16 protein-coding genes are annotated in these 12,067 nt (G+C 67.1%); 6 read left to right on the top strand and 10 right to left on the bottom strand.

Translation table 11 applies throughout. The annotated features are described in order from the left end of the window. Positions 1-22: 22 nt before the first annotated feature. Together GGR13_RS03610 and nepR are read right to left on the bottom strand one after the other, a co-directional pair. Complete coding sequence (locus GGR13_RS03610; protein ID WP_183212070.1) at positions 23-637, bottom strand: sigma-70 family RNA polymerase sigma factor; 615 nt, start codon at positions 635-637, stop codon at positions 23-25. After that, entirely contained in the window at positions 634-837 is a 204-nt protein-coding gene (gene nepR, locus GGR13_RS03605; protein ID WP_183212295.1) for an anti-sigma T factor NepR, read from the bottom strand. The genes GGR13_RS03610 and nepR overlap by 4 nt, the downstream gene beginning before the upstream one ends. Before the next feature lie 206 nt (positions 838-1,043). On the opposite strand from nepR, the gene phyR reads away from it, so the two are divergent. Next, on the top strand, positions 1,044-1,838 hold the full coding sequence (gene phyR / locus GGR13_RS03600; protein ID WP_183212069.1) for an anti-anti sigma factor/receiver protein PhyR: 795 nt from the start codon (positions 1,044-1,046) through the stop codon (positions 1,836-1,838). Here the strand turns inward: phyR and lysA are convergent. Genes lysA through argH form a run of 3 tightly spaced genes read right to left on the bottom strand, consistent with a single transcriptional unit; the run spans position 1,835 to position 4,782 of the window. Next, positions 1,835-3,133 (bottom strand): diaminopimelate decarboxylase, encoded by a 1,299-nt coding sequence (lysA, locus tag GGR13_RS03595; protein WP_183212068.1) that lies wholly within the window; start codon positions 3,131-3,133, stop codon positions 1,835-1,837. The two genes, phyR and lysA, sit on opposite strands and share 4 nt — an antisense overlap. Next, on the bottom strand, positions 3,134-3,361 hold the full coding sequence (locus tag GGR13_RS03590) for a hypothetical protein (protein ID WP_246347650.1): 228 nt from the start codon (positions 3,359-3,361) through the stop codon (positions 3,134-3,136). Between the two features lie 8 nt (positions 3,362-3,369). Beyond that, the gene (gene argH, locus GGR13_RS03585; protein WP_183212066.1) at positions 3,370-4,782 is read right to left on the bottom strand and encodes an argininosuccinate lyase; all 1,413 of its coding nucleotides are present in this window, start codon (positions 4,780-4,782) and stop codon (positions 3,370-3,372) included. On the opposite strand from argH, the gene GGR13_RS03580 reads away from it, so the two are divergent. Continuing rightward, a complete protein-coding gene (locus GGR13_RS03580; RefSeq protein WP_183212065.1) occupies positions 4,781-5,410 on the top strand; it encodes a TlpA family protein disulfide reductase in 630 nt (209 codons plus the stop codon). The genes argH and GGR13_RS03580 overlap by 2 nt on opposite strands. Positions 5,411-5,616: 206 nt before the next feature. Here the strand turns inward: GGR13_RS03580 and GGR13_RS03575 are convergent, their stop codons facing one another. Continuing rightward, on the bottom strand, positions 5,617-5,952 hold the full coding sequence (locus GGR13_RS03575) for a hypothetical protein (RefSeq protein WP_183212064.1): 336 nt from the start codon (positions 5,950-5,952) through the stop codon (positions 5,617-5,619). On the opposite strand from GGR13_RS03575, the gene GGR13_RS16730 reads away from it, so the two are divergent. From GGR13_RS16730 to hisC, 4 genes are read left to right on the top strand one after another with little or no spacing between them, the layout of a single operon-like run. Then, positions 5,951-6,085 carry a hypothetical protein gene (locus GGR13_RS16730; protein WP_281380535.1) on the top strand — a complete coding sequence of 45 codons (135 nt, stop codon included), beginning with the start codon at positions 5,951-5,953 and terminating at the stop codon, positions 6,083-6,085. The two genes, GGR13_RS03575 and GGR13_RS16730, sit on opposite strands and share 2 nt — an antisense overlap. A gap of 9 nt (positions 6,086-6,094) precedes the next feature. Then, complete coding sequence (locus tag GGR13_RS03570; RefSeq protein ID WP_183212063.1) at positions 6,095-7,189, top strand: DUF2125 domain-containing protein; 1,095 nt, start codon at positions 6,095-6,097, stop codon at positions 7,187-7,189. Next, the gene (locus tag GGR13_RS03565; protein WP_183212062.1) at positions 7,189-7,875 is read left to right on the top strand and encodes a hypothetical protein; all 687 of its coding nucleotides are present in this window, start codon (positions 7,189-7,191) and stop codon (positions 7,873-7,875) included. The genes GGR13_RS03570 and GGR13_RS03565 overlap by 1 nt, the downstream gene beginning before the upstream one ends. 27 nt (positions 7,876-7,902) lie before the next feature. Next, entirely contained in the window at positions 7,903-9,009 is a 1,107-nt protein-coding gene (gene hisC / locus GGR13_RS03560; protein WP_183212061.1) for a histidinol-phosphate transaminase, read from the top strand. Here hisC and GGR13_RS03555 read toward each other — a convergent pair. Genes GGR13_RS03555 through GGR13_RS03540 form a run of 4 tightly spaced genes read right to left on the bottom strand, consistent with a single transcriptional unit; the run spans position 9,006 to position 12,010 of the window. Beyond that, the gene (locus GGR13_RS03555; RefSeq protein ID WP_183212294.1) at positions 9,006-9,719 is read right to left on the bottom strand and encodes a lysophospholipid acyltransferase family protein; all 714 of its coding nucleotides are present in this window, start codon (positions 9,717-9,719) and stop codon (positions 9,006-9,008) included. The genes hisC and GGR13_RS03555 overlap by 4 nt on opposite strands. Continuing rightward, positions 9,719-10,348: a YdcF family protein gene (locus GGR13_RS03550; protein ID WP_183212060.1), complete on the bottom strand. Its 630-nt coding sequence runs from the start codon at positions 10,346-10,348 to the stop codon at positions 9,719-9,721. The genes GGR13_RS03555 and GGR13_RS03550 overlap by 1 nt, the downstream gene beginning before the upstream one ends. Before the next feature lie 52 nt (positions 10,349-10,400). After that, positions 10,401-11,300: a cell division protein FtsX gene (locus tag GGR13_RS03545; protein WP_183212059.1), complete on the bottom strand. Its 900-nt coding sequence runs from the start codon at positions 11,298-11,300 to the stop codon at positions 10,401-10,403. Then, entirely contained in the window at positions 11,300-12,010 is a 711-nt protein-coding gene (locus GGR13_RS03540) for a cell division ATP-binding protein FtsE (RefSeq protein ID WP_183212058.1), read from the bottom strand. The genes GGR13_RS03545 and GGR13_RS03540 overlap by 1 nt, the downstream gene beginning before the upstream one ends. Between the last annotated feature and the right edge of the window lie 57 nt (positions 12,011-12,067).

Genomic DNA, 12,067 nt, shown 5'->3' with positions numbered 1-12,067 from the left:
GCGCGGCCGGACCCGAGCATTTTCAGAACGACCGCGAGCCGCTCAGGCGATCTGCATCGGCCAGGATGGAGCGCATTGCATCCCCGGCGGCACGGCCGTCGCGGGTGTAGCCGCCCCGCTCGAGCGTCGCGGCGAGCGCCTTGCGGGCACGGCTGACGCGGCTTTTGACCGTTCCGACCGCACATTGGCAGATCGCAGCGGCCTCCTCATAGGCGAAACCGCCGGCACCGACGAGGATCAGGGCTTCACGCTGTTCCTCGGGAAGCGTGTTGAGCGCCAGCCGCAGTTCGTCCAGGGCGACGGGTGCCTCCGGATCATCCACGGCGACCAGCGTGCGCTCTGCGGCCTCCTGGTCCAGTTGCGACTGTCGCCATGACCGACGCTTTTCCGAATAGAACTGGTTGCGCAGGATCATGAAGGTCCAGGCCTTCATGTTGGTGCCCATCTGATAGCTGGCCCGGGCATCCCAGGCCTTCATCATCGCATCCTGAGCCAGGTCATCGGCTGCGGTCGGATCGCCGGTCAGGGTGCGGGCGAAGGCGCGCAGATGCGGGATCAGGGTAACCAGTTCGCGTTTGAAACCCGCATCGTCGGCGGAAGGGGGCTTGGGAGGCGCGGGCGCGCGGCCGGCACTCATGTCTTGTCCCCGCCTGACGAACGATCGTCAGCGCGGCGCAGGATGTCGAGAAACTCGTCCGGCACGGGCTCGTTGACCACCTGATCGAACATGTGCCGAAGCTTCACGCCGATCGCCTGCTGCCGCAGGCGCGCTTCTTCCAGGCCGGCCTCTGCCTTGTCGGGCGGGCTGCGCCTGGAGGACTCTGGAGTATCAATCATAAACAAGACCGCCGCCGATATGCTCGCGTTTTCACGCCCCATGGACCCCGTCAACGTGGTGGCCCCGCACGAGTTCCTAGGTTAAGCGCATTTAATGCTCAAGCTTGGGGGTTGTGACAGGGAACCCGGCCATGCTTGTGACGTTCCTGTGCCCACGGGGCCCGCGTGTGCGGGGTTCCAACATGCCTTTTCGGGGATTTTTCTGAATGAGCCTTCTGGCCCGGCTTGCGCCGCATCTGCCTTACGTCCGTCGTTACGCTCGTGCCCTGACGGGCGATCAGGCGACCGGCGACAACTATGTCCGCGTCGCTCTCGAGGCGCTTGCAGCCGGCGAACGGCAGCTGCCTGCGGACATGACCCCGCGCGTGGCCCTCTATCATGTGTTTCACACGATCTGGGTTTCGACCGGTGCCAAGCTGGAGGACGCCAGCGGGCTCGAGGCCCACGACGACGCGTCTCGCCGGCTGATGCGGATCGCACCGAGATCGCGTCAGGCGTTCCTGCTGACGGCGCTCGAGGGCTTCACCCCCTCGGAAGCGGCCCAGATCCTGGGAGCAGATGCCTATGAGGTCGAGCGGCTGATCGGATCGGCGCAGAGCGAGATCGACGCCGAGCTGGCCACCGATGTCCTTATCATCGAGGACGAGGCCATCATTTCGGCAGATATCGAAAGCCTGGTCCGCGAGCTTGGCCACAATGTCACGGGAACCGCCACGACCCACGACGAGGCCGTCGATGCTGTCGCGCGCCACCGCCCGGGTCTGGTGCTTGCCGACATCCAGCTGGCCGATGGCTCATCCGGTATCGATGCCGTGAAGGACATCCTGAAGCGTTTCGACGTGCCGGTGATCTTCATCACCGCCTTCCCCGAGCGGCTGCTGACCGGCGAACGTCCCGAGCCGACCTTCCTGATCACCAAGCCCTTCCAGCCGGAAACGGTGAAGGCCGCGATCAGCCAGGCCCTGTTCTTTCATCCGTCACGCCAGAAGGAAGCCGTCTAGGCTTTCACGAGCCAGCCGGCGGTCGCCTCGCGATCCAGGATATCTTCGTAGCTGGGCCGTGGTCGTACCACGGCCCAGTCTGCGTTTCGGACCAGCACTTCCGGAACCAGGGGGCGGGTGTTGTATTCGCTCGACATGACCGCCCCATAGGCCCCGGCACCGGTGAAGGCGACCAGATCGCCGGGCTGGACCGGGGGCATGGTCCGGTCGCGCGCAAAGGTGTCGCCGGTCTCGCAAACCGGGCCGACGATGTCGTAGCTGACAGCTTCGCCGGACCGGGGTGTCACCGGCACCACCTCGTGGAAGGCGTCGTACATGGCCGGCCGGATCAGGTCGTTCATGGCCGCATCCAGAACCAGGAAGCGCCGTCCGGAACCGTCAGCATCCGCGGCTCTCTCGGTGATCTGGATCACCCGGCTCAGCAGTATGCCGGCATTGGCGGCCAGCAGGCGCCCGGGTTCGAACACGGCATCCACGTCCAGACCGTCAAGCACGCGCGCGGCCATGGCGACATAGTCAGCGGGCGCGGCGGTCATGGCACCGCCTTGATAAGGCACGCCAAGCCCGCCCCCGAGGTCCAGCCGCGACACCTCCAGCCCTTGTTCGCGAAGGGTCATCGTCATCTGGCGCAATAAGACGAACGCGGCTTCCAGCGGGGCCAGGTCGGTGATCTGGCTGCCGATGTGACAGGCAAGCCCGACCGGTCGAACATGGTGCGACGAGGCTGCGCGTGCATAGAGCGCGAGGGCCTCGTCGACCGGGATGCCGAACTTGTCGCCTTCGCCGCCGGTGGTGATCTTGGCATGGCCGCCCGCTCCGACCTTGGGGTTCACGCGGATGGCGATGTCCGGGCAGGCGGCTGACCGTTCAGCGACGACGATCAGCCGATCCAGTTCCGAGGGGCTTTCGACATTGATCTGGCGGACCCCGACATCAAGGGCATAGGCCAGTTCGCCATCGGTCTTGCCGACACCCGAGAACACGATCCGGCTGGCCGGAATGCCGGCCTTCAGGGCGCGGCGAATTTCACCTTCCGAAACCGTGTCAGCCCCGCACCCCAACCGGGCCAGGGTCGCCAGCACCGACACATTCGAGTTGGCCTTGACGGCAAAGGCGATCAGAACGTCGCCGAGCGCCTTGCCGTTGGCCGCCACTGCCTCGGCCAGGACCCGGTAATGCCGTTCGAGCGTTGCGGTCGAATAGACATAGACCGGCGTCCCGACCGTTTCTGCGAGGTCGATCAGCGAGACCTCTTCGGCATGCAGGATGCCGTCTATCGGTTCGAAATGGTTCAACTACTGCGGCTCGCGGTCGGCAGCGCGTCCACCGAACGGGTTTGAAGGGCCACCATCGATCGGTTGCTGGCTCGACGGACGGTTCACCGTCGCCGGGTCTGGAAGCTTGGGGGCCGAGGCCGAGCGTGGCGCGCGCTCGGTCTGGCGCGGTTGAGGGGCTTCGAGCTCGGCCATCCGACCGCAGCCTGCCGTCGCGACGGCGATAAGGGCGAGTGCGCCCAGGGTCATCAGGGTTTTCATCCGAGACGCAACTTCCATTCTGCAATGCGCATCCGGACCTGCTCCGGCGCGGTGCCGCCAAAGCTCTGGCGACTGGCGCAGGAAGCCTCAGGGGTCAGTACCTTGTACACCGCTTCGGTGACGCCGGGCTCCAGCGATTGCAGTTCCTGAATCGGGAGTTGCGCCAAATCCACGCCCAGGGCCTCTGCCCGCTTCACCGCCGCGCCGGTGACATGGTGTGCCCTGCGAAAGGGCAGGTTCAGTTCACGAACCAGCCAGTCCGCCAGGTCGGTGGCCGTGGAATAGCCGGTGCCTGCGGCAGCGCGCATCCGGTCGATGTTCGGGCGAAGCGCGCCGACCATGGCCGTCATGGCTGTCAGGGCCAGATCCAGCGCGTCCATGGCCTCGAAGACCGGCGGCTTGTCCTCCTGCATGTCCTTGGAATAGGCCAGAGGCAGGCCTTTCATCACGGTCGACAGGGCCACGAAGGCGCCCAACACCCGCCCGGTCTTGGCCCGCACCAGTTCGGCGGCATCGGGATTGCGCTTCTGCGGCATGATCGAGGACCCGGTCGTCAGGTCGTCGGGCAGGGTGACGAAGCCGAACATCGGCGTCATCCAGACCACGATTTCCTCGGCCAGTCGCGACAGATGCCCGGCGCAGATCGAGGCGGCCGCAAGGGTCTCCAGCGCAAAATCCCGGTCGGATACCGCATCCAGGCTGTTGGCCATCGGCCGGTCGAAACCGAGTTCGGCCGCCGTCGCATGGCGATCGATCGGGAAGGGCGATCCGGCCAGGGCGGCGGATCCCAGCGGGTTCTCGTTCATGCGGGCTCGCGCATCCGCGAACCGCGAGGCATCGCGGCCGGCCATCTCGACATAGGCCATCAGATGATGCCCGAACGTCACGGGCTGCGCCGTCTGCAGATGGGTGAAGCCCGGCATCAGGTCGCCGGCATGCTGTTCCGCCCGGGCCAGCAGGGCGCGTTGCAGCGCCTGGAGTTGATGGATTGTCCGGTCGCAGGCGTCGCGAACCCAGAGCCGGAAGTCGGTGGCGACCTGGTCGTTGCGGCTGCGCGCCGTGTGCAGACGCCCCGACGGCTCGCCGATCAGCTCGGCCAACCGGGCCTCCACATTCATGTGGATGTCCTCATACTGATCGCGGAACGGAAAGCTGCCGCTTGTGATCTCGCCCTCGATGGTGTCGAGGCCCTCCAGGATCGCGGTGCCGTCTTCGGCCGTGATGATGCCCTGGGCGATCAGCATGCGGCAATGGGCCCGCGACCCCGCCAGGTCCTGAGCCCACAGGCGTTTGTCGACCCCGATCGAGACGTTGATGGCCTGCATGATGTCGGCGGGCTTGGCCGAGAAGCGTCCGCCCCATAGAGACTGGCCGGACGGTGCGGGAGCGGCGTCGGAAGAGGATGACATGGGCAGCTCGAAAAAGACGGTCTGGGCGGGAGTTGCAGCGCTCGCTGTCGCGGCAGTGGCGGCAGCCGCGTGGTTCTACGCACAACAGACGGGCGCGGGCAAAGACTCAGGCGATGACGTGAGGCGTTTTGCGACCGGAGAATTGGCGGAGCTGGCCATCCCGGACGCGGCCGAAGCGGCGACCGACCATCCCTTCCTCGCCCGTGACGGAACCGGGACCCGCCTGTCCGACTTCAGGGGAAAGGTCGTCGTCGTCAATCTCTGGGCCACCTGGTGCGCCCCCTGTCTCGCCGAGATGCCGACACTTGCCGCCCTGTCTCGGCACTATGGCGACAATCCCGAGGTTCTGGTCCTGCCCGTCAGCGTCGATGTGGTGGACCAGCGTGAAAAGGCCGTGGCCTTCATCGACAGCCAGCCGCCGCTCCCCTTCTACAACGACCCGGCATTTCAGCTGCCCTTTGCGTTCGAGGGTCGAGGCGGCATGCCGCAAACCATTCTCCTGGATCGTGAGGGGCGGGTTCGCGCGACCCTGACCGGAGGGGCCGACTGGTCAGGGCCCGATGCGAGAGCCCTGGTGGATGCCTTGCTGGCAGAGCCGGCGGGAATGCCTTCAAAACCCGAAGACTGAAATACGGTGCTCGGGTGACCCTTCGGCCTGAGTGCCACGGAAGACGTCTGGTGCCCGGCCAAACGCTTACCCGTCAAATCACGGCAAGCCGATGAGCGTCCCGGCCTCAAATCTTACCACCGGCCTGCTTCGTATTGCCGCGAGAAACTAGATCCCCTGGTTCGTCTGGCGCATGCGCCAGACGAACCAGGGAGCATGGGCTAAGCCTATTGGCGCTCGTCGGTGGCCGGATTGATTGCGCCCGGACGCCCCTCGGCAGCGGCTTCCGCCTGTTCCGCCTCAAGCTTGCGCGCCGCGTCGCCGGAGACGTCTTCCACAGCCTGGGCAGCCTTCATGGCCCCGCCCTCGATCACCTCACCGGCCTGAGCCGCTCCGTCCACGAGGGCGTCACCGGCTTCGGCCGCAACATCGGCCGTGCGGTCAGCTGCAACCTCGGCATCGGCTTCGGCTGCATTCTGCTCGGACTCTGTGCAGGCCGTGATACCAAAGGACATGGCCATGGCGGCGACGAGGGGAAGGATGGAACGGTGACGATGGGTCATGGGATATGCCTTGCAAAAGAACCGTGGCCGTAAACGCGTGTTGTTCGGCGCGGTTGCGGCCGTGCCGACGTTCTTTTTCGTCCGGGCCACGAGCGAACCGCAGGCCGTTCTTTTCGCCGCCGCCCTGCTGTAACAGAGCGCCATGAGCGAAGCCCTTCCCCGCAAACACAGCCGCGCCGGCCTGTTCCTTCCCTTCATACTCGTCGGACTGGCGCTGGCGGCCTGGACAGGCTGGTGGTTCTGGCTGACCGCCCAGGTCGAGCAGAGGCTGGTCGCCCAGGCAGAGAGCCTGCGTCAGTCCGGCTGGACCGTAGCCTATACGGACATGAGCACGACCGGCTGGCCGTTCCGGACGCGGGTCGAGGTTCGGGACGTTTCCATTGCAGCCCCGTCGACCCATGCGCTGGCCAGTCCGGTCTTCGTGGCCGAGGCCAATGCCTACGCCCCGACCCGCTGGGTCGTGCTTGCTCCGGACGGCCTGACCCTCACACGGGCGGCCAAGGGCAGGGTCGCGGTGCGGGGAGATGCGATCCGCGCCAGCATCCATGGGTTGACCCAGACCTACCCCAACGTCGCGATCGAACTGGCCAACCCCGTGTTCACCGCCCAGCCCGGAGCCGAGGCCTTCCCGATCTCGCGCGCGGATCGTGTCGAATTCTACCTGCGACCGCATCTGGGTCCTGCGGCGGGTGCCGCAATCCCGGCCGATGCGGCAGCGCGGCTGAAGCCCGGTCCAGACAGTGTGGATGTGCTGTTCCGGCTGATCGAGGCCGAGGGGAGGGCCGGGGGGCCGGTTCAGGGCATGGCGCGCAATGGCAAGCTCACGGCCCAGATCGAGACGGTCATTGACGACGCCAGCCGCCTGCGCGGCGCGGACTCCGCCGGGATCTTTGCGGCCTGGACGGCTTCGGGCGGGCGATTTCTGAACACGCGCGGAGAGATTGCGGCCGGTGAAAGTCGCGCGATCCTGTCCAGTCCCAGCCTGTCGGCCGACGCCAATGGACGGTTGCAGGGCAATGTCGCCCTGAAGGCTGACCGCCCGCTCAACGCCCTGGCCGGGCTCGCGCAATCCGGCAGCGCCGGCGTCAACCCGGTCGGTGCGGCAGGGGCGGCGGCGGCCTCCGCAGCCCAGGGTGCGGCAGGAGGCGGCGATGCGGTCGAACTGACGCTGGTCTTCCGAGAGGGCCGCACCTTTCTGGGACCCTTTGCCCTCGCGCCCGCACCCCGGCTGTTCTGATGCTGGTCGAACCGCCCGGCGACGCCCGCCTTCTTGAGCTCGACAGGGCCGTGGTCGAGGCTGTGACAGCCCGCATGCAGGGCGGCGTGCGGACGGGGCCGGATGCCGATGCCATCGCGCTGCGGTCCCTTCTGGGCCCGAACGTAGCGCCGTCGGCCCGGGCGGCGGTCAGGGCCGTGCTGGGCCGGATCGACGCCGCGACGGGGGACGCGATCACGGCCTGTGGCCCGCTCGCGGGCCTGCTGGCCGCTGACCGCTACGGCACAGTCCAGGGGATGGTCGCCGACCCTGATGCAGCCTTGAACGAGGTCCGGGCGGGTGGGCGAGCCCTGATCGATATGGCCAGCGCGCGGCCGTGGTGGGGGCGGCTTCTGGCGATGCCGGACCTGCAGGTGGTCGCGGCCCTGCCGGACGACCTTGCTGCCCGGCCGCAGGCGCTGATGGTGTCGCGGGCCTTGACCGGCCCGACCGGCAACGACCGGACCTTCTGGGTCACCGACAGCCCGGCCTCGCAGGCCGGGATTGTCCAGGCGCTTTCCGGCGCAGGTCTGGTCGCGACGATGGTGCATGCGGCGGGTGGGTTGAAGCTGTTCGCGCTCGCGGGCTATGTGCAGGTCGAGGACGGGCGGCTGGCGATGGCCCCCGGCACCCTGAAAGGCGTCATCGGCGCCGCTCCTGTTTTCTGACCCTCTATTCCGATTTCGAGGTTTCCCATGACCGACGCTGCCCCTGTGACCGGACCCGCGCCCAAGCCCGGCATCCTCGACATCGCTCCGTATGTCGGTGGCAAGTCGGGCCTCGCCGGTTTCGACAAGCCGATGAAGCTGTCGTCGAACGAGAATGCGCTCGGGGCGGGTGAAAAGGCACAGCAGGCGTTTGCGGCTGCGTTGGGCAACATCGCCCTCTACCCCGACGGGCGGGCCTCGAAGCTGCGCGATGCCGTGGCCGAGAAGCATGGGCTTGAGCCCGATCGGCTGATCTTCGGCAACGGTTCGGACGAGGTCTTTGCCCTGCTGAACCAGACCTATCTGTCGCCGGGCGACAATATCGTGACCGGCCAATATGGATTCCTCGCCTACCGGATCAGTGCCCTGGGCTGCGAGGCCCAGGTCAAGCTGGCCCCGGAACCCGGCTACAAGGCCGAGGTCGATGCCCTGCTGGAACAGGTCGATGACCGGACCAGGATCGTCTATGTTTCCAACCCGTCAAACCCTACGGGGAGCTACAATAGCGGCGAGGAAATCCGTCGCCTGCACGCGGCCCTGCCCGCCGATGTCGTACTGGTCGTCGATGAGGCCTATGCCGAGTTCGTCACCGAGGCCGACTGGGAAACCAGCTTTCCCCTGGCCCGCGACGCCGCCAACATTGTCGTCACGCGAACCTTTTCCAAGATCCATGGCCTTGGCGGGCTGCGGGTCGGTTTCGGCTATGCCCCCCTGGCCGTGGCCGAGGCGATCGACCGGATTCGGCTGCCGTTCAATGTGTCGGTCCCCGGGCTGGACGCCGCCACGGCCGCGCTGGCCGACGAGGCGCACCAGACCGCCTCGCGCGATCTGGTGCAGAGCTGGCGCCCGCGCCTGACCCAGGCGATCCGCGGCTTCGGCTTCGAGGTCCTGCCCAGCGCCGGGAATTTCGTCCTCGTGCTGTTCCGGGATGGCAAGCGCACGGCTGCAGCCGCCAATGATTATCTGAACTCTAAAGGGATCATCGTCCGCCCCGTCGGCGGCTATGGCATCCACGATGGGCTGCGCATCACGGTCGGTACCGAGGACCAGAACCGCGCTGTCATCGACGCGCTCAGCGAGTTCGCGGCAACCTAGGCGCGGGGAAGCAGAAGGGCATCCGAGGCGGTTTCGATCCGGGCCTCCAGCTCGGCCATGAAGTCCGGCCGCTTCAACCCGGCCTCGATCCGGGGCAGGAACTCGTAGACGATCGTTCCGGGATAGCGGCGAAAGCCGTGCGGCGGCCAGTGGACCCCGGCATTGGTTGCCACAGGCCAGCAGGGACCACCCAGTTCCCGATACAGGGCCATCACCCCGGGCTTGTAGTCGGGCGGCGTCCCGGGTTCGGCCCGGGTGCCCTCGGGAAAGATCCAGATCTGGCGGCCCTCGGCCGCGCGCGCGCGGGTCTGGCGGATCATGTCCTTGAGCGCCTTGGCATGGGCTTCGCGGTCGACCGAGATCATCTTCGTCTTGATGGCGAACCAGCCGAAGAACGGCAGACTCATCAGTTCCTTCTTGGCGATGATGCAGGGGTCTTCCAGCACGACGAACGGGATGATGATGTCCAGCATGCACTGATGTTTGCAGGCCACCAGTGCGGGTCCGACCGGACGGTGTTCCAGCCCCCGGAACTCGATCCGGACACCAGCGATCCCGTGCAGGCCGAACAGGATGAAGCGGGCCCAGAGCTTGACCACCCCAAGGGCATAGCGGTGGGGCATCAGCAGTGCCGGCGACATCCCGACCGCAAAGATGGCCAGCGACAGATACAGCCAGACGACGAAGATCAGCGACCGGATCGTGACCATCATGCGGGCTCCTGAGCGGCGACCGGTTCTGCGGATCCGCCTTGGTCCCCGCTGATCCGTCGCACGCCTTCGCGTCCCAGCACGGCAAGGTATTTCAGATACTCCAGCGTCATGCGCCGGGCCGTCACGGCGGCCCGCCACCAGCGGGAGTCGTCCAGCGACGGCGTCTGTACGGCATAGGGCGTCAGCTTCACGTCCGGCGCCATGCCCCGGATTTCCAGGAGGGCGCGCGGCATGTGGTAGTCCGAGGTGACGACGATCAGGTCGTCATAGCCCTTGGATCGCGCCCAGTTCGAGATTTCCTGGGCATTGCCGATCGTGTCCTCGGCCTCGAAACCGAGATCCACACAGCAGTTGAACAGGCGGCTGGAGCCGGGCGTCAGGGCCCGGAGTTCCTGGCGGCGGACTTCGCGATTGACGCCGGAGATCAGCACGCGGTCGCCCTTGTCCTGCTCCAGCAGACGGATGGCCGTGTTGACGCGTTCGGCCGACGGGCCTGTCAGGGCGACGATGGCGTCGGCCCGAGCGGGCTCAGCGGCCGGCGTCAGGCTCCGGACACGGTCCGCGAAGGCGAACAGGCCGATGACCCAGATCAGGGCAAGGATGCTGACGAGCGTCAGGAATTTCATCCCGATTCCCTAAGGCCTGATCCGGGAAAGTGTAAGCGGTTTTCGGGCGGCATCAGGCCAGTCGTTTCCGGCGTCTGGCCGGGCCCGACAGTCTCGAGAGCGCCGCCAGACGGGCCGAGACCACGGCAACACCGGCGGCGATCAGTGGGCAGGGCAGGATGATCAGGGCGTCGCCCCAGGTCAGGGGCAGGGCCGCGACCAGGCCATCACTGCCGCCCAGGAAGCGGACGCTGCCGATCACCAGCAGGGCCAGGGCCATGCCAACCGCTCCCGCACCCGCGGCCAGAAGGCCGAAGCGCCTCTGGAACAGCCACGCTATGGCCGAATCACTGGCCCCGGCCAGGCTCAGGGTCTCGATGACGGACCGGCGTGCCATCAGCCCGGCCCGGGTGGCGTAGACGATCGCAGCCCCGGCCGCGCCTGCCGTCAGGAGGAAGGCGAAGCCCGCCATGAGCGTGATCAGGGCGGCCGACCGCTCCACATCGCCGCGCCATTGGGCATGGTCATCAACGCTGGCATCCAGACCGGCGGTCGCCAGTGCGCGGCTGAGGGTGACGGCACTGGCCGGAGCGTCCGGATCCAGCCGCACGGTGACGAGGAAGGGCAGGGGCATGTCCGGGAGGACGGCCTCTCCCAGCCAGGGCCTCAGAAGGTCCTCCGCGGCCTTTCGATCGAGGGCGACCGCCTCTGCCACGCCATCTGTTCCGGCCAGGGTTTCGGCGGCCCGGGCTGCGGCGGTCGCCCCTGTCTCACCCACACGAGGGCGAACCTGAACGGTGGCTTCTGCGCGAAGCTGGCGTGCCCAGCCCTGCGCGGCCCGATCGGCGGACGCCGCTCCCACCGCAGCGAGACAGGCGATGAAGCAGAGCACCGCAATGACTGCGGCAAGCCAGGTTTCGCCGGCGGCCTCGCGCGGCAGAAGATCCGTGTCCGAGCGTGGGAAAAGGCGCATCAGCCGAGCCCCTCGCGCAGAAAGCCGCCAGAGAGACGAAGCACCGTGGCCCCTGACCGCGCGGCGATGTTCTCGTCGTGGCTGGCGATCAGCACCGTCGTCCCCTGGCGATTGAGTGACTGGAACAGGACCATCAGCCTGTCCGCCATGGCCGGATCGACGCTGCCGGTCGGTTCGTCGGCGATGATCAGGTCCGGGCCCGCCATGACCGCGCGGGCGATGGCCAGCCGTTGCTGCTCGCCGCCGGACAGGGCTTGCGGACGGGCGGTGATCCGGTCGCCGAGCCCGACCCAGTTCAGCATCTCGCGCACATCGTCCGCATACTCCGCACGACGCCGACCGGCGAGCCGCAGGGGCAGGGCCGCGTTCTCGAAGGCGTCGAGATGATCCAGCAGGCGAAAATCCTGAAACACCATTCCCATCCGGCGGCGCAGCAGGGGCACCTCCTGATCGGCGATACCCGTGACATCGGAGCCGAACAGGGACAGTCTTCCCGCCGTCGGCCGCTCCGCGAGCGTCAGCAGGCGCAGCAACGAAGTCTTTCCGGCTCCGGACGGCCCGGTAAGGAAGTGGAAAGAGCCCCGTGTCAGAACGAGGTTAATGTCCCGCAGAACGTCGGGCCGGTTGGCATAACCGAAACCCACGCCCTCGAGGCGAACGGGTTCGGACGAGGCGAGCGGAACGGCGGCACGACGGGGTGAGAGTGGCATCAGGTTTTCGAATCGATCGGGCAAGACGGCGTTGCCGCCTTTGCTGCGACAGGAGGG

Origin of the sequence: Brevundimonas variabilis, assembly GCF_014199945.1 — a bacterium.
GTDB classification, from domain to species: Bacteria; Pseudomonadota; Alphaproteobacteria; order Caulobacterales; family Caulobacteraceae; genus Brevundimonas; species Brevundimonas variabilis.
This window is presented reverse-complemented; position numbering and strand designations above follow the sequence as displayed.

Excerpts from the sequence above, each read along its gene's own strand:
- GGR13_RS03590 (WP_246347650.1), bottom strand. The coding sequence starts at position 3,361 with ATGACCCTGGGCGCACTCGCCCTTATCGCCGTCGCGACGGCAGGCTGC.
- GGR13_RS03575 (WP_183212064.1), bottom strand. The coding sequence starts at position 5,952 with ATGACCCATCGTCACCGTTCCATCCTTCCCCTCGTCGCCGCCATGGCC.
- GGR13_RS03555 (WP_183212294.1), bottom strand. The coding sequence starts at position 9,719 with ATGGTCACGATCCGGTCGCTGATCTTCGTCGTCTGGCTGTATCTGTCG.
- argH (WP_183212066.1), bottom strand. The coding sequence starts at position 4,782 with ATGTCATCCTCTTCCGACGCCGCTCCCGCACCGTCCGGCCAGTCTCTA.
- GGR13_RS03545 (WP_183212059.1), bottom strand. The coding sequence starts at position 11,300 with ATGCGCCTTTTCCCACGCTCGGACACGGATCTTCTGCCGCGCGAGGCC.
- GGR13_RS16730 (WP_281380535.1), top strand. The coding sequence starts at position 5,951 with ATGGGATATGCCTTGCAAAAGAACCGTGGCCGTAAACGCGTGTTGTTC.
- hisC (WP_183212061.1), top strand. The coding sequence starts at position 7,903 with ATGACCGACGCTGCCCCTGTGACCGGACCCGCGCCCAAGCCCGGCATC.
- phyR (WP_183212069.1), top strand. The coding sequence starts at position 1,044 with ATGAGCCTTCTGGCCCGGCTTGCGCCGCATCTGCCTTACGTCCGTCGT.
- GGR13_RS03570 (WP_183212063.1), top strand. The coding sequence starts at position 6,095 with ATGAGCGAAGCCCTTCCCCGCAAACACAGCCGCGCCGGCCTGTTCCTT.
- GGR13_RS03550 (WP_183212060.1), bottom strand. The coding sequence starts at position 10,348 with ATGAAATTCCTGACGCTCGTCAGCATCCTTGCCCTGATCTGGGTCATC.
- nepR (WP_183212295.1), bottom strand. The coding sequence starts at position 837 with ATGATTGATACTCCAGAGTCCTCCAGGCGCAGCCCGCCCGACAAGGCA.
- GGR13_RS03610 (WP_183212070.1), bottom strand. The coding sequence starts at position 637 with ATGAGTGCCGGCCGCGCGCCCGCGCCTCCCAAGCCCCCTTCCGCCGAC.
- GGR13_RS03540 (WP_183212058.1), bottom strand. The coding sequence starts at position 12,010 with ATGCCACTCTCACCCCGTCGTGCCGCCGTTCCGCTCGCCTCGTCCGAA.
- GGR13_RS03565 (WP_183212062.1), top strand. The coding sequence starts at position 7,189 with ATGCTGGTCGAACCGCCCGGCGACGCCCGCCTTCTTGAGCTCGACAGG.
- GGR13_RS03580 (WP_183212065.1), top strand. The coding sequence starts at position 4,781 with ATGGGCAGCTCGAAAAAGACGGTCTGGGCGGGAGTTGCAGCGCTCGCT.